Annotated in this window: 22 protein-coding genes; 13 read left to right on the forward strand and 9 right to left on the reverse strand. The window is 71.5% G+C overall.

Annotated elements, in window-relative coordinates:
• Window positions 1-17: 17 nt before the first annotated feature.
• Window positions 18-1,040, reverse strand: a complete 1,023-nt coding sequence (locus STRCI_RS26545; RefSeq protein WP_269661482.1) for a GNAT family N-acetyltransferase — start codon at window positions 1,038-1,040, stop codon at window positions 18-20.
• Window positions 1,041-1,180: 140 nt separating this feature from the next.
• On the opposite strand from STRCI_RS26545, the gene fdxA reads away from it, so the two are divergent.
• Together fdxA and STRCI_RS26555 are read left to right on the forward strand one after the other, a co-directional pair.
• A complete protein-coding gene (gene fdxA, locus STRCI_RS26550; RefSeq protein WP_003998156.1) occupies window positions 1,181-1,501 on the forward strand; it encodes a ferredoxin in 321 nt (106 codons plus the stop codon).
• A gap of 116 nt (window positions 1,502-1,617) precedes the next feature.
• A complete protein-coding gene (locus STRCI_RS26555; RefSeq protein ID WP_269664649.1) occupies window positions 1,618-2,736 on the forward strand; it encodes a bifunctional succinyldiaminopimelate transaminase/glutamate-prephenate aminotransferase in 1,119 nt (372 codons plus the stop codon).
• A 74-nt stretch (window positions 2,737-2,810) separates the two neighbouring features.
• On the opposite strand, the gene STRCI_RS26560 is transcribed toward STRCI_RS26555, so the two are convergent.
• Window positions 2,811-3,266, reverse strand: a complete 456-nt coding sequence (locus STRCI_RS26560; protein ID WP_269661483.1) for an ATP-binding protein — start codon at window positions 3,264-3,266, stop codon at window positions 2,811-2,813.
• Between the two features lie 313 nt (window positions 3,267-3,579).
• Window positions 3,580-4,524 carry a VldE C-terminal domain-containing protein gene (locus STRCI_RS26565; protein ID WP_269661484.1) on the reverse strand — a complete coding sequence of 315 codons (945 nt, stop codon included), beginning with the start codon at window positions 4,522-4,524 and terminating at the stop codon, window positions 3,580-3,582.
• Window positions 4,525-4,607: 83 nt separating this feature from the next.
• Between STRCI_RS26565 and dapE the strand changes: the two genes are divergently transcribed.
• Complete coding sequence (dapE, locus tag STRCI_RS26570) at window positions 4,608-5,687, forward strand: succinyl-diaminopimelate desuccinylase (protein WP_269661485.1); 1,080 nt, start codon at window positions 4,608-4,610, stop codon at window positions 5,685-5,687.
• A gap of 106 nt (window positions 5,688-5,793) precedes the next feature.
• On the forward strand, window positions 5,794-6,552 hold the full coding sequence (locus STRCI_RS26575) for an LOG family protein (protein ID WP_269661486.1): 759 nt from the start codon (window positions 5,794-5,796) through the stop codon (window positions 6,550-6,552).
• 86 nt (window positions 6,553-6,638) lie between these two features.
• Here STRCI_RS26575 and folP read toward each other — a convergent pair whose 3' ends face one another.
• Entirely contained in the window at window positions 6,639-7,499 is an 861-nt protein-coding gene (gene folP, locus STRCI_RS26580) for a dihydropteroate synthase (RefSeq protein WP_269661487.1), read from the reverse strand.
• 133 nt (window positions 7,500-7,632) lie between these two features.
• Here folP and STRCI_RS26585 point away from each other — a divergent pair, with 133 nt between their 5' ends.
• Window positions 7,633-7,977 (forward strand): DivIVA domain-containing protein, encoded by a 345-nt coding sequence (locus STRCI_RS26585; protein ID WP_269664650.1) that lies wholly within the window; start codon window positions 7,633-7,635, stop codon window positions 7,975-7,977.
• A complete protein-coding gene (locus tag STRCI_RS26590) occupies window positions 7,974-8,555 on the forward strand; it encodes a DNA-3-methyladenine glycosylase I (RefSeq protein ID WP_269661488.1) in 582 nt (193 codons plus the stop codon). Before STRCI_RS26585 ends, STRCI_RS26590 begins: the two co-directional genes overlap by 4 nt.
• 42 nt (window positions 8,556-8,597) lie before the next feature.
• On the opposite strand, the gene chcB is transcribed toward STRCI_RS26590, so the two are convergent.
• Window positions 8,598-9,389, reverse strand: coding sequence for a 2-cyclohexenylcarbonyl CoA isomerase (chcB, locus tag STRCI_RS26595; protein WP_269664651.1), 792 nt, complete (start codon window positions 9,387-9,389; stop codon window positions 8,598-8,600).
• A 354-nt stretch (window positions 9,390-9,743) separates the two neighbouring features.
• On the opposite strand from chcB, the gene STRCI_RS26600 reads away from it, so the two are divergent.
• On the forward strand, window positions 9,744-9,911 hold the full coding sequence (locus STRCI_RS26600; RefSeq protein WP_003966491.1) for a DUF3117 domain-containing protein: 168 nt from the start codon (window positions 9,744-9,746) through the stop codon (window positions 9,909-9,911).
• A gap of 122 nt (window positions 9,912-10,033) precedes the next feature.
• Here STRCI_RS26600 and STRCI_RS26605 read toward each other — a convergent pair whose 3' ends face one another.
• Complete coding sequence (locus tag STRCI_RS26605; protein WP_269664652.1) at window positions 10,034-10,732, reverse strand: O-methyltransferase; 699 nt, start codon at window positions 10,730-10,732, stop codon at window positions 10,034-10,036.
• A gap of 234 nt (window positions 10,733-10,966) precedes the next feature.
• Here STRCI_RS26605 and sigE point away from each other — a divergent pair, with 234 nt between their 5' ends.
• The 5 genes from sigE (at window position 10,967) to STRCI_RS26630 (ending at window position 16,124) form a co-directional block, all read left to right on the forward strand.
• On the forward strand, window positions 10,967-11,662 hold the full coding sequence (gene sigE / locus STRCI_RS26610; RefSeq protein ID WP_269664653.1) for an RNA polymerase sigma factor SigE: 696 nt from the start codon (window positions 10,967-10,969) through the stop codon (window positions 11,660-11,662).
• Entirely contained in the window at window positions 11,659-12,630 is a 972-nt protein-coding gene (locus STRCI_RS26615; RefSeq protein WP_269661489.1) for an anti-sigma factor family protein, read from the forward strand. Before sigE ends, STRCI_RS26615 begins: the two co-directional genes overlap by 4 nt.
• A 142-nt stretch (window positions 12,631-12,772) precedes the next feature.
• The gene (locus STRCI_RS26620) at window positions 12,773-14,623 is read left to right on the forward strand and encodes a S1C family serine protease (protein WP_269661490.1); all 1,851 of its coding nucleotides are present in this window, start codon (window positions 12,773-12,775) and stop codon (window positions 14,621-14,623) included.
• 154 nt (window positions 14,624-14,777) lie between these two features.
• Window positions 14,778-15,212, forward strand: coding sequence for a sec-independent translocase (locus STRCI_RS26625; protein ID WP_269661491.1), 435 nt, complete (start codon window positions 14,778-14,780; stop codon window positions 15,210-15,212).
• Between the two features lie 255 nt (window positions 15,213-15,467).
• Window positions 15,468-16,124: a hypothetical protein gene (locus STRCI_RS26630; protein ID WP_269661492.1), complete on the forward strand. Its 657-nt coding sequence runs from the start codon at window positions 15,468-15,470 to the stop codon at window positions 16,122-16,124.
• A gap of 45 nt (window positions 16,125-16,169) precedes the next feature.
• On the opposite strand, the gene STRCI_RS26635 is transcribed toward STRCI_RS26630, so the two are convergent.
• Genes STRCI_RS26635 through STRCI_RS26645 form a run of 3 tightly spaced genes read right to left on the reverse strand, consistent with a single transcriptional unit; the run spans window position 16,170 to window position 19,228 of the window.
• Complete coding sequence (locus STRCI_RS26635) at window positions 16,170-17,303, reverse strand: Mrp/NBP35 family ATP-binding protein (RefSeq protein ID WP_269661493.1); 1,134 nt, start codon at window positions 17,301-17,303, stop codon at window positions 16,170-16,172.
• A gap of 43 nt (window positions 17,304-17,346) precedes the next feature.
• Window positions 17,347-17,931: a DUF1003 domain-containing protein gene (locus STRCI_RS26640; protein ID WP_269661494.1), complete on the reverse strand. Its 585-nt coding sequence runs from the start codon at window positions 17,929-17,931 to the stop codon at window positions 17,347-17,349.
• Window positions 17,924-19,228 (reverse strand): magnesium transporter MgtE N-terminal domain-containing protein, encoded by a 1,305-nt coding sequence (locus STRCI_RS26645; protein ID WP_269661495.1) that lies wholly within the window; start codon window positions 19,226-19,228, stop codon window positions 17,924-17,926. The genes STRCI_RS26640 and STRCI_RS26645 overlap by 8 nt, the downstream gene beginning before the upstream one ends.
• A 178-nt stretch (window positions 19,229-19,406) precedes the next feature.
• Between STRCI_RS26645 and STRCI_RS26650 the strand changes: the two genes are divergently transcribed.
• On the forward strand, window positions 19,407-20,138 hold the full coding sequence (locus STRCI_RS26650; RefSeq protein WP_269661496.1) for a hypothetical protein: 732 nt from the start codon (window positions 19,407-19,409) through the stop codon (window positions 20,136-20,138).
• The last annotated feature ends 3 nt before the right edge of the window (window positions 20,139-20,141 follow it).

The following is a 20,141-nucleotide window of genomic DNA, read 5'->3' on the forward strand; positions in this document are numbered from 1 at the left end:
CCTCTCACGGCGATCGGTTACCGGTCCGAGCCGGAGTTCCCCGGCTCGCTGTCGGGCTCGCGGTAGTGGTGGTACGCGTGATGCGCGGAGAAACCGTTCCCCGCGTACAGCGCCCGCGCCGCCGCGTTGTCCGTCTCGACCTGGAGCCAGGCCGCCGACGCCCCCTCGTCCAGGGCGCGTGCGGCCAGCGCGGCCATGACGGCGGAGGCCAGCCCCCGGCGCCGCAGCGCCGGATCGACCTCGACGGCGGCGAAGCCGGCCCAGCGGCCGTCGACCACGCACCGCCCGATGGCCGCGGGCACCTCGCCGTCCCCGGGAACCGTCGCGAACCACACCGAAGGGCCGCTGCCCAGCACCTTCAGGGCCACCTCGCCGAGCCCCTTGCGCTGGTAGCGGGCCAGCCACGCCTCGTCCGCCGCCCGGGACAGCACCACACCGGCGGGCTCCTCGCGGTCGGCGAGCGGGGCCAGCGCCCCGATCCACAGCTCGGCGGAGACCTCACGTGTCCAGCCCCGCCGCTCCAGCTCGGCGCAGAGCAGCTCCTGGGTGCCCTCCGCGCCGGTCGCGGTCTGGACGTAGGCGGGCAGCCCGCGCTCGCCGTACCAGCTCCGTACGGCGGCCAGGGCCTCGTCGAGGGGCATCCCGGGTTCGCCCAGCGGGAGCACCGAGTTCGCGCGGCGGGTGAATCCGGCGGCGGCGCGCAGCTCCCACTCGCCGAGCCGCTCGCTCTCCACCGGCCGCCACGCGCGCGTGGTGATGTGCGCCAGTTCCGCGTACGAGGCGGCGGGTCCCCTGCGGCGGGCCGGGGCGCTCGGCACGACCTTGCCCGCGACCAGCGACGATTCCGCGATACGGACGGTTTCGCCGGTCTTCCGTGTGATCAGCAGCACACCGGCGTCCCATGATGCGAGAACACCCACCGTGTCGGTGAACTTCTCACCCTCGCGCGGGGGATCGTTCAGGCGTCGTACGGAGACCCGTTTACCCACGTCAGCAGCGGTGATACGGACCTCAAGGCGCCCCGTCGCAGAGATTTCCACAGGTCAGTTCACCCCTCCTGTTCGGATCATGCCCAGGAACGGAGATACTAGGGGCGGGCATCGACGACGCCGCGCTCCCGCGCGCCAGGCGGCGGAGCCTGTGGAGGCCCGCCAGCGCCCTATCGAGGAGGAACGACAGCGTGACCTACGTCATCGCGCAGCCTTGTGTCGACGTCAAGGACAAGGCGTGCATCGAGGAGTGCCCGGTCGATTGCATCTACGAGGGCTCCCGGTCCTTGTACATCCACCCGGACGAATGCGTCGACTGTGGTGCCTGTGAGCCGGTCTGCCCGGTCGAGGCGATCTTCTACGAGGACGACGTGCCGGAGGAGTGGAAGGACTACTACAAGGCCAATGTCGAGTTCTTCGATGAGCTCGGCTCTCCCGGCGGCGCCAGCAAGCTGGGCCTGATCGAGCGCGACCACCCCTTCGTCGCCGCGCTCCCGCCGCAGGCCGAGTAATCACGTAAGCGGCCCGCACAGCTGTGCCGCCTCGGTCCCGCACGGCCTGATCGCCCTCGATCGCCGTGCGGGGCCGAGGCGTTTGCCGTACGGACGAGAAAGTGAGCGAGATCCCCGTGTCCGCAGTCTCCGACCGTCTCCCCACCTTTCCCTGGGACAAGCTGGCGCCGTACAAAGCGACGGCGGCCGCGCATCCCGGCGGCATCGTCGACCTCTCGGTCGGCACCCCGGTCGACCCGGTCCCCGAGCTGATCCAGAAAGCGCTGATCGCGGCGGCCGACTCGCCGGGCTATCCGACGGTCTGGGGCACGCCGGAGCTGCGTGACGCGATCACGGGCTGGGTGGAGCGCCGCCTGGGCGCCCGCGGGGTGACCCACCGGCACGTCCTGCCGATCGTCGGCTCCAAGGAACTCGTCGCCTGGCTCCCCACCCAGCTGGGCCTCGGCCCCGGCGACCGCGTCGCCTACCCCCGCCTGGCCTACCCGACCTACGAGGTCGGCGCCCGCCTGGCCCGCGCCGAGTACGAGGTCTACGACACTGAGACATTTGCGGCTACCGCCGCGGGGACCGAGCTGGACCCCGAGGGCCTGAAGCTCCTCTGGCTCAACTCCCCGTCCAACCCCACGGGCAAGGTGCTGTCCAAGGAGGAGCTGACGAGGATCGTCGCCTGGGCCCGCGCGCACGGCGTCCTGCTCTTCTCGGACGAGTGCTACCTGGAGCTGGGCTGGGACGCCGACCCGGTCTCGGTGCTGCACCCGGACGTCAACGGCGGCTCCTACGAGGGGATCGTGGCCGTCCACTCCCTCTCCAAGCGCTCCAACCTCGCGGGCTACCGCGCGGCCTTCCTCGCGGGCGACCCGGAGGTCCTCGCCCCGCTGCTGGAGATCCGCAAGCACGGCGGCATGATGACCTCGGCGCCGACCCAGGCGGCCGTGATCGCGGCCCTCGGCGACGACGAGCACGTCCGTGTCCAGCGCGAGCGCTACGCGGCCCGTCGCGACGCCCTGCGCACCGCCCTGGTGAATCACGGCTTCCGCATCGAGCACAGCGAGGCCAGCCTCTACCTGTGGGCCACCCGGTCCGAGTCCTGCTGGGACACCGTGGCCCACCTGGCCGACCTGGGCGTCCTGGTGGCCCCGGGCGACTTCTACGGCGAGGCGGGCGAGCGGTACGTGCGGGTGGCGTTCACGGCGACCGACGAACGCGTCCAGGAGGCCGTACGGCGGCTGGCCTGAGCCAGGGACGTGCAGAAACGCCGAAGGGGCCCAGGAAGGAAATCCTGGGCCCCTTCGGCGTGCGAGCCGGGTGATCAGCCTCCGAGGGGCAGGCTCCCCCCGACCGGCAGGGAGTCCGCCGCGGGCAGCCCGCCCTTGGTCAGGGACTCGGTCGGCAGACCGCCCTTGGCCGCGGTGGACGTGGTGTCGCCCAGGATGTCCCCGGCCGAACCGGCGGCGTCACCGGCGGTCTTCTGCGCGGCGGGCGCGGCCTTCTTGACCGCCTTGCCACTGGTCTTGCCCGCGGCCGGCACCGACTTCTTGACCGCCTTGCTGCCGGTTTCGCCCGCGAGCCCGGTGACGTTCTGCGCCGCACCGTCGACCGTGTTGCCCACGCTCGCACCGTCCAGGGCGGTCAGACCGCCGAGGTTCGGGGTGGCGGGCAGTTCCGGGGCCGCGCTGGCGGAGCCGGCCGCACCGACCCCGGCGGCCGCTCCCGCAGCGACGAGCAGCGCGGCACGGGCGATCCGGCGGGTCAGGGGGAGGGTCATGATGCTCCTTCGACGGGGGTGTGTGGTGAGGACGGTGAACTGTCCCGACCGGACTTGATCTCCGGCCTCGGACGCAGTGACTACCGCTCGAAGTCCGCGAAGGTTGCGGCGGAGTAACGTAAAGAGTTGGTAATGCGTCGCATTATCTGTTGTGGATAAAAACGGGCAAAGAATCCGAGAACGGAAAGTCTGCCGAATCCTTACAGCCCTTTGTTCTCAAGGGTTCCGCGGGATTCGAGCTCCCCCGCATCGAAAGTCCGGGGCAGCGTGGACCTCCGTCATCCGCGGTAACCCGTGCGAATGACTTCCCGCACTAGTGGGCGGTCACGATACGGACGGACCCCGTGCCCTTCTCCGCACCCGCGGCGCCCTCGGTGCCGATCGGACGCCACTGGCTGTCCGTGTTCCCGGCCGTCCACTCCCGGCCCGCGTACGACACCCGCTCAAGGCGCAGGGCGGAGGCGTTGGCCACGGCCCAGTGCGCGAGCTGCCAGCCGCGCTGAGCCCCCTCGGCGACCGGCAGGGTCAGCGTGCGCCCGTCGCTCCCGGCGCGCGGGGCGGCGGAGGGCGTGGCCGCGCCGTCGACCACGGCGCCGGCGGGCTCCAGGGCGTCCCGTCCGAAGTCCCGCGCGAGCGCGGTCCGCACCGGGTCGGTCCCCGTGACCGGGGTGGTGCCCGGACGCCCCTCGCAGGTCAGCGTGGCCGCCGAACGACCGGTCAGGGCATCGGCGAGCAACGTGGCGTCCGGCTCGTGCTTGGCGTACGCGTCCGGGTAGCCGCTGCGCTGCACGCGCTGCGCGGCGACCGTGAGCGGCAGCTTCGTGTAGTCCTCCACCTTGACCAGGTGGTCGTAGAAGATCCCCGCCGAGTAGGTCGGGTCCATGATCTCCTTCTCGGTGCCCCAGCCCTGCGAGGGCCGCTGCTGGAACAGGCCCAGCGAGTCCCGGTCGCCATGCTCGATGTTGCGCAGCGCGGACTCCTGGAGCGCGGTCGCCAGGGCTATGGTCACCGCCCGCTCGGGCAGGTCCCGCCCGGTGCCGACGGCGGCGATCGTCGCCGCGTTCACGGCCTGCTCCGGCGAGAACTCGTACACCGCCGCGTCGTCGTCGCCCGAGACGACCTTGCAGCCCGGCGCTCCCGCGCCTCCGGTGACGTACTGCACCACGAGATAGCCCGCCACCGCGAGCAGGACCACGAAGGCCGCCCCGAAACGGAAGAGGCGGCCACGGCGTCTGGGAGTGGGGGACAGCTCTGGCACGCGTCCAAGGTACTGGAGAGTAAGGCGGCCATCGAGATCGGTGCGAAAACTGATCCGACGACCGGGACGCTAGGGTCGGAGCCATGCCCGACACGCCGCTTGACCTCACGCTGGACGCCGCGCTGCTGACCGCGCGGCTCGTCGACTTCCCCTCCGAGAGCGGTGCCGAGAAGCCCCTCGCGGACGCGATCGAGACCGCCCTGCGGGCCCTGCCGCACCTCACCGTCGACCGGTACGGCAACAACATCGTGGCGCGCACCGACCTCGGCCGCGCCGAGCGCGTGATCCTCGCCGGCCACATCGACACCGTCCCCATCGCGGAGAACGTCCCCTCCCGGCTGGACGAGGACGGCGTCCTGTGGGGCTGCGGCACCTGCGACATGAAGTCCGGCGTCGCGGTACAGCTGCGCATCGCCGCGACCGTCCCCGCCCCCAACCGCGACCTGACCTTCGTCTTCTACGACAACGAAGAGGTCGCCGCACACCTCAACGGTCTGCGTCATGTGGCCGAGGCACACCCCGAGTGGCTGGCCGGGGACTTCGCGGTGCTGCTGGAGCCCTCCGACGGCCAGGTCGAGGGCGGCTGCCAGGGCACCCTGCGGGTCCTGCTGAGGACCAAGGGCGAGCGGGCGCACTCGGCGCGCGGCTGGATGGGCTCCAACGCGATCCACGCGGCCGCCCCGATCCTGGCCCGCCTCGCCTCGTACGAACCCCGCCGGCCGGTGATCGACGGCCTGGAGTACCGGGAGGGCCTGAACGCGGTGGGCATCTCGGGCGGTGTGGCGGGCAACGTCATCCCCGACGAGTGCGTCGTGACGGTCAACTTCCGCTACGCCCCCGACCGTACGGAGGAGGAGGCGCTGGCCCATGTCCACGAGGTGTTCGCGGACTGCGGGGTCGAGGAGTTCGTGGTCGACGACCACAGCCCCGGGGCGCTGCCCGGCCTCTCCCACCCGGCGGCCGCGGCCTTCATCGAGGCGGTGGGCGGGACCCCGATGCCGAAGTACGGCTGGACGGACGTGTCCCGCTTCTCCGCCCTCGGCGTCCCCGCGGTCAACTACGGCCCCGGCAACCCGCACCTGGCGCACAAGCGGGACGAGCGGGTGGAGACGGCGAAGATCCTGGCGGGCGAGGAGCGTCTGCGGGCCTGGCTGACGGCGTAGCACGACTCGCTGCGGTGGGGGGACACCGGACATACCGATGTCCCCCCTCCGTAACCCGCGTAGATCTACGCTGAGGTGGAACGAACGCAAGACGGAGGGAGCGCACATGGCTACCGGGAACCCCGCGGGCAAGAAGCAGCCGCCGGAGGAGCAGCGCCTGGGACCGGTCCTCCGACGGCGAGGTCAGGTCACGGCGAGTACGACCGACCAGCGCCTCCTGGACGCGGGTGGCCCCTCGGACTGGGTCCACACCGACCCCTGGCGGGTCCTGCGCATCCAGTCGGAGTTCATCGAGGGCTTCGGCACGCTGGCCGAACTCCCGCCCGCGATCAGTGTGTTCGGCTCGGCGCGGACGCCGGCGGACTCACCGGAGTACGACGCGGGCGTGCGGCTGGGCCGGGGCCTGGTGGAGGCGGGCTTCGCGGTGATCACCGGCGGCGGCCCGGGTGCCATGGAGGCGGCCAACAAGGGCGCGTGCGAGGCGAAGGGCACGTCGGTCGGCCTCGGCATCGAGCTCCCCTTCGAGCAGGGGCTGAACCCCTACGTCGACATCGGCCTGAACTTCCGCTACTTCTTCGTCCGCAAGATGATGTTCGTCAAGTACGCCCAGGGTTTCGTGGTCCTCCCGGGCGGCCTCGGCACCCTCGACGAACTCTTCGAGGCCCTGACGCTGGTCCAGACCCAGAAGGTGACCCGCTTCCCCATCGTCCTCTTCGGCACGGAGTACTGGGGCGGCCTGGTCGACTGGCTCCGCGACACGGTGATCTCCCAGGGCAAGGCCTCGGCGAAGGACCTCCTCCTCTTCCACGTGACGGACGAGGTGGAGGAAGCGGTGGCCCTGGTCTCCAAGGAAGCGGGCCGCTGACCCAACGACTCCTCAAACGCCGGACGGGCCGAACAGCCGGCCTCTCCGGCGTTCGAGGAGCGGGGCTCCAGGGGGCAGCGCCCGGTTCATGCCAGGCCCCGCCGGGCGACAGCCGGCGGACGGTGGCCTGCGATGGAGGCCACCATGTCGACCACCTGACGGGTCTCGGCGACCTCATGGACCCGGTACACCTGCGCCCCGAGCCAGGCCGATACCGCCGTCGTCGCGAGCGTCCCGATCACCCGCTCCTTCACCGGCCGGTCCAACGTCTCGCCCACGAAGTCCTTGTTGGACAGCGACACCAGCACAGGCCACCCCGTCGCGACCATCTCCGACAGCCGCCGCGTCGCCTCCAGACTGTGCCGCGTGTTCTTACCGAAGTCATGCCCGGGATCGATCATCACCGACTCCCGGGGCACCCCGAGGGACACCGCCCGCTCGGCCAGGCCCACGGTCACCCGCAGAATGTCCGCCATGACGTCGTCGTACGACACCCGATGCGGCCGCGTACGAGGCTCCGCACCCCCCGCGTGCGTACACACCAGCCCCACCCGATACCGAGCCGCCACCTCGGCGAGGCGAGGATCCACCCCACCCCACGCATCGTTCAGCACATCCGCCCCGGCCTCGCAGACGGCCTCCCCGACCTCCGCCCGCCAGGTGTCCACGGAGATCACCACATCCGGGAACCGCCGCCGCACCTCCGCCACGAACCCCACCGTCCGCCGCGCTTCCTCCGCCGCGGACACCTCTTCCCCGGGCCCGGCCTTCACGCCGCCGATGTCGATGATCGCGGCCCCCTCGGCCACGGCCTGCTCCACGCGCGCGAGGGCGGGCTCGTCACGGAACGTCGCCCCCTGGTCGTAGAAGGAGTCCGGGGTCCGGTTCACGATCGCCATGATCACCGGCTCGTGCGGGTCGAATTCCCGTCTGCCCAGCCTGAGCATCCCCTGTGAACCTCTCCCGTACGTCCCGATCTTCGGCCGCCTGCGACCCTAACTGTCACACTCGCATGGCACGATCGGACCCTGACACACTCGACCGCACACTTCACCGACCATGGGGACCTCAGCGATGGTTATGTTCTTGTTCCTGGTCGTCGCGCTCGCCGTCGTGGTCGCCGCGGTGACCCTCGCGGTGGTGGGCGGCGGCGAGGGCGGCGGCCCGCTGCCGGAGGCCGCCCCGGAGCGCCTCCAGGACCCCCTCCCGCTCGACCGCCCGGTGGGCCGCGTCGACGTCGAGAACCTCCGCTTCCCCCTGGCCGCCCGCGGTTACCGCATGTCCGACGTGGACGACGCCCTCAGCCGCCTCGGCGCCGAGCTCGCCGAGCGGGACTCCCGTATCGCCGACCTGGAGTCGGCCCTGTCCGGGGCCCGGTCCGGCGGCCATGTCTCCATGGAGAAGCCCGCCCAGGAGGACCAGTGACCGACGGCACGGCCCTGGCCGGCTCCGACGGCGCCCTGCGCTGCCCCTGGGCCCTGTCCACCCCGGACTACGTGACGTACCACGACGAGGAGTGGGGCCGCCCGGTCCACGGCGACGACGCCCTGTTCGAACGCGTCTCCCTGGAGGCCTTCCAGTCGGGCCTGTCCTGGATCACGATCCTGCGCCGCCGCCCCGGCTTCCGCGCGGCCTTCGCCGAATTCAAGATCGCGAAGGTCGCCGCCTTCACGGACGAGGACCGCGACCGCCTGCTGGCGGACGAGGGCATCATCCGCAACAGAGCCAAGATCGACGCCACCCTGGCCAATGCGAGGGTGCTGGCCGACTGGACCCCGGGCGACCTGGACGAACTCATCTGGTCCCACGCCCCGGAACCGGGCCCGGCCCCCAAGACCCTCGCAGACGTCCCAGCGGTCACGCCGGAGTCAACGGCCCTGTCCAAGGCCCTGAAGAAGCGGGGCTTGAGGTTCGTAGGGCCCACGACGGCATACGCCCTGATCCAGGCGTGCGGCCTGGTGAACGACCACTTGGAAACCTGCGCCGCCAGAAACCGACCTTGAGAGGCGCGGGGCTGGTCGCGCCCTGCGACGGAGTAAAGCCCCCTACCGCCCCAAGTACTTCGGCTTCTCCTTGTTCACGAACGCCTGTACGGCGATGGTGTGGTCCTCCGAAGCCCCGGCCTTGGTCTGGAGCTCGTCCTCCTTCTCCAGCAATTCGGCGAAGGAATGCGAGGCCCCGTACGCCAAAGACTCCTTGATCGCCGCATACGCCACCGTCGGCCCCTCGGCCAACGCCCGAGCAACCTTCTCCGCCTCCTCGCGGAGCGAGGACGCCGGCACCACCCGGCTCGCGATCCCCAGCTCGTACGCCTCCTGAGCCTTGATGCTCCGAGGGAAGAGCAGCAGGTCAGCGGCGCGCCCTGGCCCGACCACCCGAGGCAGCGTCCACGAGATCCCCGAGTCCGCGGTCAGCGCGACACCGGCGAACGACGTATTGAAGGCAGCCGAGTCGGCAACGACTCGGTAGTCCGCGGCGAGGGCGAACCCGAAGCCCGCCCCCGCGGCGACGCCGTTCACCCCGGCCACCACCGGCTTCGGCATCTCCGTCAGCGCCCGCGCGATCGGGTTGTAGTGCTCCCGCACCGTGCTCATCACCTGACCGGACCCCTCGGCCAGCAGCCCGATGTGCTCCTTGAGGTCCTGGCCCACACAGAACGCCCGGTCCCCGGCGGCGGTCAGCAGCACGGCCCGCACCGCGGAGTCGGCCCCCGCCGCCGTCACGGCCTCCCGCAGCGCGACCTTCGTCTCGATGTTCAGCGCGTTCATCGCCTCGGGGCGGTTCAGCGTGATCGTCGCGAGTCCGTCGCTCACCTCGTAGAGCACGGTGTCGGCCATGGCGTATCCCCTCCGGTGTTCGCGGCTCATGTCTGGCTCCTGTCTGAGGACAGCATGGCGGAGATCGTCGGGAGCGGACGTGTGACCTGCGTCAAAGAAATCGGGCCGGTTTCCGTTCGGCGGACATGCGTGCGGCCGCGCAGTATCGCAGTCACATCGCCGAATTGAGTGGTTTTGCTCGGGCGCGTTGCCCAAGCGATGCCGACTGATGTTGGTCATCGGGTCCTGCCATGCGGGATAATGGCTGGGAAGCAATGTGTTCGATGCCGGTGTCGCGTGTCCCTGAAGGACCGCGCATGCCCTCCATGGGCCGTCGGCTTTGACGATGAGCTGGTTTCAGGAAGGGGAACGAGCATGGCGGCCATGAAGCCGCGGACGGGCGATGGCCCGCTCGAGGTGACCAAGGAGGGGCGGGGCATCGTCATGCGCGTTCCGCTCGAAGGCGGCGGTCGGCTCGTCGTCGAGCTGACCCCTGACGAGGCCGACGCGCTCGGCGACGCCCTCAAGAAGGTCGTCGGCTGACGCGGAAGCGACCATACCCGTTCGGCTGCCCCGGCATCGTATGAGATGCCGGGGCGGCTGTTTTCCCGGCCGGGCCCGCTGTGCCGTGAGCCGATCCGTCGGCCGCTTCGTCGGCCTGGCCGTCAGCGCTTGACCGCGCAGAGCAGCCCGTCGCCCACCGGCAGCAGCGACGGCACCAGGTCCTGGCTCTCGCGCACCGCGCGCAGCAGCTCCCGCAGCCGCACCACCTCGGTCGGCTGCGGACCCGAGTCGACCGTACGGCCGTTCGCGAAGACGCCCTCGAAGGCCACCAGGCCACCCGGACGCAGCAGGCGCAACGATTCAGCGAGGTAGTCCAGGAACTCGAGCCGGTCACCGTCGCAGAAGACGAGGTCGTAGCCCGCGTCCGCGAGCCGGGGCAGTACGTCGAGGGCGCGGCCGGGGATGAACCGCGCCCGGTTGCTGGCGAAGCCCGAGGCGCGGAAGGCCTGGCGGGCGAACTGCTGGTGCTCCGGCTCGGGGTCGACGGTGGTCAGCACGCCGTCCGGACGCATTCCGTGCAGCAGATGGATTCCAGAGACGCCGGTCCCGGTGCCGATCTCCGCGACCGCTTTCGCGTCCACGGTGGCGGCGAGCAACCGCAGCGCCGCGCCCGTGCCGGGCGACACGGAGCGCAGCCCTGCCTCGCGGGCCCGGTCCCGGGCCCAGCGCAGCGTGTCGTCCTCGGCGACATAGGCGTCGGCGAACGCCCAGCTCGTCTGCCGGTTGCCGGTAATGACCCTCTCCTGTCCCCGTGGTTGCCTGGGCGTGACTGTATCCGTTGCGGCCGGGAACCCGCAGATGGGACCAGGCGTTTAGAGGGGTGGGAGACGCTAGGGGGGACACGGTTGGATCACGACACCGGGCCAGAGGTCGAGCACATGCTGACGCAGCTGCATGAGCCGTATCAGCCCAGATCAATGTCTCGTAAAACCGCTTATCCGGAGCTAACGGGCGAGGTGGCTATGGTAGGGGCTCCACTGGACACCACCAGAGCCGACAGGGGAGGTGCGGCTGCGCCTGTGGATCGGGGAGGAGTGCTGCGGCGCTTTCTCGGATCGGCGGGCAGGCCGAAATCCGTGAACGACACCGCTGCTGACCACGCCGACGACTACGCCCAGACCGCGACCTTCTCCACCGACGCGGACGGGCAGGCGTGGACTCCGCCCACGTGGGAGGAGATCGTCAGCACGCACAGCGGCCGCGTCTACCGCCTCGCGTACCGGCTCACCGGCAACCAGCACGACGCCGAGGATCTCACCCAGGAGGTCTTCGTCCGCGTCTTCCGCTCGCTGTCCACCTACACCCCGGGGACCTTCGAGGGCTGGCTGCACCGCATCACCACCAACCTGTTCCTGGACATGGTCCGCCGCAAGCAGCGCATCCGCTTCGACGCCCTCGGCGAGGACGCGGCCGAGCGCCTGCCCAGCCGCGAGCCGTCCCCGCAGCAGGTCTTCAACGACGCGCACTTCGACGCCGACGTCCAGCAGGCCCTCGACACCCTCGCGCCCGAGTTCCGCGCCGCGGTCGTCCTGTGCGACATCGAGGGACTGTCCTACGAGGAGATCGCCGCCACCCTCGGCGTCAAGCTCGGCACCGTCCGGTCCCGGATCCACCGCGGCCGCTCGCAGCTGCGCAAGGCCCTCGCGCACCGTTCCCCGGAAGCCCGGGCCGAGCGCCGGTCCTTCGTGCCGCGCGTGGCCGCACTGGGGGGAGGGGGCGCGACCGCGTGAGTGCGACCCGACCCGAACCGGGCGAGCGCCGTCTCGCCGAACAGCACCTGGGAGACCGGCTTTCCGCCCTGGTGGACGGAGAACTCGGTCATGACTCGCGCGAGCGGGTCCTCGCGCACCTGGCGACCTGCGCCAAGTGCAAGGCGGAGGCCGACGCCCAGCGCCGGCTGAAGAACGTCTTCGCGGAGGCGGCCCCGCCGCCGCCCTCCGAGAGCTTCCTGGCCCGGCTCCAGGGTCTGCCCGGGGATGATCTCGGCGGAGGCTCACCGCTGGGCGCGGGAGCGTTCGGCGGACTCGCCGAGCAGCCCACGCCCGGCGCCTTCGGCATACGGCGGGGCGAGCGCTTCGAGTTCGGCTACGTCCCCGCGCGGCCGCACGCCACGGCGCTCACCGGCTCCCCGGCCGGCGGCTTCCGCGTGCACCCCGTCGGCCGCCCCGACGCCGACCGGTCCTCCTCGCGCGGGCTGCGGTTCGCCTTCGTCGCCGCCGGAGCGGTGTCCCTCGCGGCCATCGCGCTGGGCGGCGTCACCACCGGCGTCCCGGCCGAGACGGACGCCCGCGGTTCCGGTTCCGGCAGCAATGTGACCCCGGCCCGCAGTCAGGGCACGGGCGCCGCGACGGCACCCGACAACCAGCGCCGCCGTGGCGTCGGGCCCCTGCTCGTGCAGGGCCAGGGGCAGCGGGCCCTCGGTGACACCCCGGCCACCGCGACCTCGGTGTCCGCGCCGCTGCTGCCCGGAGCGCCCACCCCGGGCGCCGTGCAGGCCGAGGCATCGGCCACCCCGGTGGTCGCGGGCGCTGCCGCCCTGTCCCCGCTCATACGCCCGCTCAGCGCCACCCCGCCGCTCACCCTCACCACCTGGCACACCGACCCGGAGGTCACCACCCCGGGCCTGCTCGCCGCACCCGTCCCCGACGCGACCGCGTCCCCGTCCGCCTCCGCCGCCCCTTCCACCAGCAGCCGCTGACCCGGCCTCTGCGCGGCGGCCCGCGAACCTGGTTGAATCCAGGGTGGGCCGTGTTCCCGGAGAGCAGCCGGGCGCGGCGGCGGAGTTCGAGGAGCCGCGGCCATCGCCGACGAGCCGTGCCGCGGCCGGCTGTGGGGAGAGCATGAACGAGGGGAAGCCCACGAAGGCGAAATGGTGGAGCCGTCCTCGGCTCCAGGGGCCTTCGGGCCGGACGGACGGGACGGCCGAGCCGTCGCCCGGACCGGCCCCGGTGCCGAACGCCGACGGTGACTTCGAGCTGGAGCGGCCCATCGCGGACACCTCGGCCGAGGGCGACTACGAGCTGAGCGGTCCGGCCGTGGAGACGGTCCCGTCGACGCGGAGCGGGACCGCGGCCTCGGCCGAATCCTCCGCCGCCTCCGCCGAAGCCACTCCGCTCGCGACAGCCGCCCTGCCCGAGGAAGCGGCCCCGCTCACGGAGTCCGCCCCGCTCGCCGAATCCGCGGTCCCGCCCGCCGACGAACGCCCCCGTCCCCTGCACGACCCCGACCCCTACAGCACCCCGCCCTACGGCGAGCCGGGCCCCTGGGCCCCCGCCCCTCCGGTGCAGCACCCGGCGACGACCCCGGCCCACGGCACAGCCGTACCGGCGACGGCCCCGGCGCACGGAGCAGCGATACCGACCCCGTCGCACGGCACCTCCGTACCCGCCTCGGCCCCCGCACCGTCCCCGATGCCGATCCCCCCGCCCGGCCAAGGGCACGGCACCCCCCTCCCGCCCCCGTCCTCCCTTCAGGGCGCCGCGCCCGCCCCCTGGCAGAACTACGACCCCTGGGCCCCGGCCCCCCTCACCGGTCCCCTTCAGCAGAACGGGGCCGCGGTGCGCAGCGAGGGGCAGAAGCGCAGGCGGGCCAAGCGGGTGCTGCTGATCGGCGCGTTGTTGGTCGCGCTCGTCTCCGGGGGCATCGGCGGGGCCGTAGGGACGTATCTGGAGCGGAACGGCGGGGTGGGGGACGTAGAGCTGCCGCAGGTCGGTGCGGAGCCCACCGGGCGGGCGGCGGACAGTGTCGCCGGGATCGCCGCGCGGGCGTTGCCGAGCGTGGTGACCCTGCATGTGTCCGGGGCCGAGGAAGCGGGCACCGGCACCGGGTTCGTGCTCGACGACCGGGGCCACATCCTCACCAACAACCACGTCGTACAGCCCGCCGGATCCGACGGCGAGATCACCGTGACCTTCCACAGCGGTGACACCGCCAAGGCCACCGTCGTCGGCCGGGACAGCGGCTACGACCTGGCCGTGGTGAAGGTGACCGGCGTCAGCGGGCTGAGCCCGATGACCCTCGGCAACTCCGACAACGTCCAGGTCGGCGACCCCGTCGTCGCTATCGGCGCCCCCTTCGACCTGGCGGGCACCGTCACCTCCGGCATCATCAGCGCCAAGGAGCGCCCCATCACGGCCGGCGGCGAGAGCGGCGACGCCAGTGATGTCTCCTACGTCGACGCCCTCCAGACCGACGCCCCGATCAACCCCGGCAACTCCGGCGGGCCCCTGCTGGACGCCAAGGCCCGCGTCATCGGCATCAACTCCGCGATCCGCTCCGCCGACAGCGGCTCCGAGCCGGACGGCGGGCAGGCGGGGTCCATAGGGCTCGGGTTCGCCATCCCGATCAACCAGGGCAAGCGCGTGGCCGAGGAGCTGATCAACACCGGCCGGGCCACCCACCCCGTCATCGGCGTCACCCTCGATATGGACTACTCGGGCGACGGCGCGCGGGTCGGCACCAAGGCGAGCGACGGCGGCCCGCCGGTCACCACGGGTGGTCCCGGAGACCGGGCCGGGATCGAGCCCGGCGATGTGATCACCGAGGTCGACGGGCAGCGCGTGCACTCCGGCGAGGAACTGATCGTCAAGACCCGCTCGCACCGCCCCGGCGACCGGCTGGAGCTGACCCTGGAGCGGGACGGCAAGGAGATCACCCTCGCGCTGACGCTCGGCTCCTCGGACGGCGACTGACAGAAACCTCACAGGTGTGGGCGCGTACCGGTGCCCACAAGGCAAACAACCCGGAAAACCCTCGGTCCGGACGGACCCGGAGCCGCCGGGACAGTACCGGTCGTACAGGAACGGCAGGTACCGTGGACCCGGCCCGGATCGCAAGGAGCTTCAGGTGTTCAATGACATAGGACCGCTAGAGCTGGTGACGCTCATCGTCCTTGCCGTGCTCGTCTTCGGTCCGGACAAGCTCCCGAAGGTCATCCAGGACGTGATGCGGACGGTTCGTAAGATCCGCGAGTTCTCGGAGAGCGCCAAGCAGGACATCCGGCAGGAACTCGGCCCGGAGTTCAAGGACTTCGAGTTCGAGGACCTCAACCCCAAGGCGTTCATCCGCAAGCAGCTGGACAATGACGAGCTGGGGCTCAAGGAGATCCGCAACGGCTTCGACATGAAGAAGGAGATGGCCGAGGTCACGGACGCGGTGCACGGCCGCGACGCCGACTCGTCCACCGGCTCCTCCTCTTCGTCCTCCTCGTCGTCCGGCGACCGAGTCGACATGAAGAAGAAGCCCGAAGAGCGCCCGCCCTACGACGCGGACGCCACCTGAGCCGTACGCGCGGGGCACGACCTGCGCGAACCGCGCACAGTACGCGCGCGTACGTGATGCGTTTCATACCTCCCCAAGGCGCCCGCGCGGCCTGAACACGACGTCCTGGCGCCTCGCGCGCCGGGCGGTTTCCCGGCTGCTCTCAGCAGTGTGGATATGCTGCCGAGTTGTTGTGCGGACCGTCGCCGACAAGCGAGGCCGCCCGAAGGGGGGCGGGCCGCCCGGTCCGCCGAGAGCGAGGAGGCGTCCGGGCACATGGAGACGACGAGTCAGGCAGTCGCGCAGGCGCCGGCCGCGGAGGGTGGACAACAGGTCCCCTCCGCCCGCCGCACGGTCGACGGCTACCTGCTGGCGCCCTTCCCGTGGTACGGCCTCGACGAGGCGTTCACGGGCCCGCGCTGGCTGATGCAGGTGGGTACGGCCGCCGACGGGGCCGTCGAGCACGGTTCGATCGGCCACGGTGACGAGCCGTCGGTACGCCATGAGGCGACGGAGGACCGGGAGAAGTTCGCGGTCGTGGTGACCGTCGCGGCGAGCCCGTCCCGCAGGAGCGCCGACGGCACGGGGCTGCTGGAGGCGACGTCCGTCTCCTCGGCCGCCTGGCTGGCGGGGGTGGGCCTGCTGTCCTTCACCTGGCCCGGACAGATGGACCACTCGCTGCGGGACGACTGGCTGGAGCAGCAGACCGAGACCGCCTGGGCACTCGCCGACGACCTGGCCGGATCCGAGTGGTCGACGCTCTCCCTGCCGGTGGACGGCGTCCCCACGCCCTTCCACTACCGGGAGTCCGAGTTCGGCTGGGTGCTCGCCGGGACCACGCGGCAGGGCGTGCATGTGGGGGCGTACGGGCGGGGGATGAGCGCGTACGGGCTCGGCTTCGCCGAGATCAAGGACATCGGCGAGTACGCATGACAAAGGGGCGCCTGCGGATGAGGCGCCCCTTCGCGGTACGTCGGATCAGAACTTGTTCCTCGGGGTGATCCCCAGCGACAGTCCCGAAAGGCCCCGCTGCCGGCCCCCGAGCTTCCCCGCGATCGCGCGCAGCGCGCTGCCCGCCGGGCTGTCGGGGTCGGTGAGGACCACGGGCCGGCCCTCGTCGCCGCCTTCCCGGAGGCGCACGTCGATCGGGATGGCGCCGAGGACCGGGACCGTCGCGCCGGTCGTACGGGTCAGGCCGTCCGCCACGGTCTGGCCTCCGCCGGTGCCGAAGACGTCGACCATCTCGTCGCAGTGCGGGCACGGCATGCCGGACATGTTCTCGACCACGCCGACGATCTTCTGGTGGGTCTGCACGGCGATGGAACCGGCCCGCTCGGCCACCTCGGCGGCCGCCTGCTGCGGGGTCGTCACGACCAGGATCTCGGCGTTCGGGACCAGCTGGGCGACGGAGATCGCGATGTCACCGGTGCCGGGCGGCAGGTCGAGCAGCAGGACGTCCAGGTCGCCCCAGTAGACGTCCGCCAGGAACTGCTGGAGCGCGCGGTGCAGCATCGGGCCGCGCCACACCACGGGCGCGTTGCCCGGCGTGAACATGCCGATGGAGATCACCTTCACGCCGTTCGCGGACGGCGGCATGATCATGTTCTCGACCTGGGTGGGACGGCCGTCGGCGCCCAGCATGCGCGGCACGGAGTGGCCGTAGATGTCGGCGTCGACGACCCCGACCTTCAGACCGTCCGCCGCCATCGCGGCCGCCAGGTTCACCGTCACCGAGGACTTGCCGACGCCGCCCTTGCCGGAGGCGACCGCGTACACCCGGGTCAGCGAGCCCGGCTTGGCGAAGGGCACCTCGCGCTCGGTCTGGCCGCCGCGCAGCGCGGTCGCCAGCTCCTTGCGCTGCTCGTCGCTCATGACGTCGAGCGTCACGTCGACGCGGGTGACTCCCTCGACCCGGGAGACCGCCTCCGTGACGCGCTGCGTGATCGTGTCCCGCATCGGGCAGCCGGAGACCGTCAGGTACACGGTGACCGCGACCGCTCCGTCCGCGCCGATCTCCACCGACTTGACCATCCCGAGTTCGGTGATGGGGCGGTTGATCTCGGGGTCGTTCACCGTCGACAGTGCTTCGCGCACCGCGTCTTCCGTAGCCATAAGGACGATGGTACGGCGACCGAGGGGGCCTTCGGGATGCCCCTCAGCGGTCTTCTGCGTCACGTCCGGCGGACCGTTCTGCCGGGAATACGACATGGCCGTCCCCACGGTGGCCGTCCAGGTCCTTCAGCACGTCCTGGAGTTCGGAGCGGATCCAGTCCCGGGTGGCCACCTCGCCCAGGCCGATCCGCAGGGCGGCGATCTCCCGGGTCAGGTACTCGGTGTCCGCGATCGACCGCTCGTTCTGCTTGCGGTCCTGTTCGAGGTTGACCCGGTCCCGGTCGTCCTGCCGGTTCTGCGCGAGCAGGATCAGCGGGGCCGCGTAGGAGGCCTGGAGCGAGAGCATCAGGGTCAGGAAGATGAAGGGGTACTCGTCGAACTTCAGGTCCCCGGGCGCGAAGACGTTCCACAGCACCCAGACGATGACGATGACCGTCATCCAGACGATGAACCGCCCGGTGCCGAGGAAGCGTGCGATGCGCTCCGAGAGCCGCCCGAAGGCCTCCGGGTCCCACTCGGGCAGGATCCGGCGGCGTGGCGGCCGCGGCTGGTCCAGCCGGGCCCGTGGCCGGGTGGCCGCGGTCGCCCCCGACGCGGTCCGCTCCCGGCCGCCCTCGCGCTCAGCCATGCGCCCCCGCCTCTTCGGCCTCGTTCCCGGCCTCGCCCTCGTCGAGGTGGAACTCCGTCTCCCGCCAGTCCTCGGGCAGCATGTGATCCAGTACGTCGTCCACGGTGACCGCGCCCAGCAGCGACCCCGACTCGTCGACGACGGGCGCCGCGACCATGTCGTACGTGGCGAAGAACCCGGCCACCACCGGCAGCGCCGCGTCCGGGTCCAGCGCCTGGAGATCGTCGTCGAGCAGCGCGCTGACCAGGGTGTACGGCGGATCGCGCAGCAGTCGCTGGAAATGCACCGTGCCGAGGTACTTGCCGGTCGGGGTCTCGTCGGGCGGGCGGCAGATGTAGACCTGGGCGGCGAGCGCGGGGGAGAGGTCGGGGTTGCGGACCCGGGCCAGCGCGTCGGCGACGGTCGCGTCGGGCCGCAGCACGATCGGCTCGGTCGTCATCAGACCGCCGGCCGTGTGCTCCTCGTACGCCATCAGCCGCCGCATGTCGGCCGCGTCGTCGGGCTGCATCAGGCTCAGCAGCCGTTCCTTGTCGTGCTCGGGCAGCTCGGAGAGCAGGTCGGCCGCGTCGTCCGGGTCCATGGCCTCCAGGACGTCCGCGGCCCGCTCCTCCTTCAGCTTGCCGAGGATCTCGATCTGGTCGTCCTCGGGCAGCTCTTCCAGCACGTCGGCCAACCGGTCGTCGTCGAGGGCGGCGGCCACCTCGGCGCGCCGCTTGGGGGAGAGATGGTGCAGCACGTTGGCGAGGTCGGCGGGGCGCAGTTGCTCGAAGGTGGCGAGCAGGTTCTCCGCGCCCTGGCCCTTCTCCTCCAGCGAGAACCCGGTGACGGCGGACCACTCCACGGTCAGCGACTCGCCCTTGGCCCGCCTGAGCGGCCCGCTCTTGCCGCCCCGGCGCACGAACACCCGGTCGACCTCCCAGTCCCGCCGGGCGGGCAGCTGCTGCACCGACAGATCCAGCACCGTGACCTCCTCGCCGGTCTCGGTGAGGATGACCCGGCGGTCCAGCAGCTCGCCGAAGACCAGCCGCTCGGTGGGCCGCTGCTCGAAGCGGCGGACGTTGAGCACGCCGGTGGTGATGACCTGCCCGGACTCGATGCTGGTGACCCTGGTCATGGGCAGGAAGATGCGGCGCCGGGTGGACAGTTCGACGACCAGTCCGAGCAGCCGTGGCGGCCGCCGTCCGACGCGCAGCATGGCGACCAGATCGCGGACCCGCCCCACCTGGTCGCCGTTCGGGTCGAAGGCGGCGATGCCGGACAGATGGGAGACGAAGACCCGGGGTGTGCCCCCTGCCATGACCGCACCTCCTCGCACCGGGGTGTCCGTTATGCCCGCTCGGATGGGCTTCAGGCTAGCCCGTCCGGATCCGATACGCCCTGGTGAGCGGTCCGGACGGACTGGCTCCGCCGCGCGTTCCCGACCCCGGTACGCTGCCGTACGCCGACCAGGACCCCGTCAGAGAGGCAGCTCACCTGTGACTGCGATTCCCCAGGGCCGAACCCTCCGGGCCGCGCTGCTGAGCGCGCTGTGCGCCCTGGTCGTGACGGGTCTGACGGGGTGCAGCAGTGAGGACCCGGACGCGGGCACGAACGGCGTCGGCAAGCTGTCCGCCGACCAGATCCAGCGCAAGACGCTGGCCGCCGCCGAGTCCGCCGACGCGGTTCGCCTCTCCGGGAACGTGGTGACCAGTGGGCGCACCTACAAACTCGACATGAGCCTGAAGGACGAGGGCGGCATGGGCTCGGTCACCGCCGAAGGGGCGACCTTCCGGCTGCTGCGGGTCGACGAGCAGCTGTTCCTGATGGCGGACGCGGACTTCTGGAGCGGCGGGGACGCGGACGCGTCGGCGGCCGCCAAGCTGAACGGCAAGTACGTGAAGGTGCCGCGGACGGACCCCTCGTACAAGAAGTTCATCGGCTTCACGGACATGGATGTGCTGCTCGACGGGCTGCTGACCCTGCACGGCAAGGTCGAGACCGACGGCCGCCACGAGCAGTCCGGCACCCGCACCGTCCGCATCACCGGCGACCAGGGCTCGGGCGGCTCGCTCGACGTCTCCCTGGAGGGCACCCCGTACCCGCTGCGCATGGTCCGCGGCGGCGGCGCGGGCACCCTGACCTTCTCCGCCTGGGGCAAGAACTTCACCCTGGAGGAGCCCAAGAAGGGCGAGACGGTCGACTACGGCAAGCAGCTGCCGACCTCGTAGGCC

It is taken from the genome of Streptomyces cinnabarinus (genome assembly GCF_027270315.1).
Taxonomy (GTDB): Bacteria; Actinomycetota; Actinomycetes; order Streptomycetales; family Streptomycetaceae; genus Streptomyces; species Streptomyces cinnabarinus.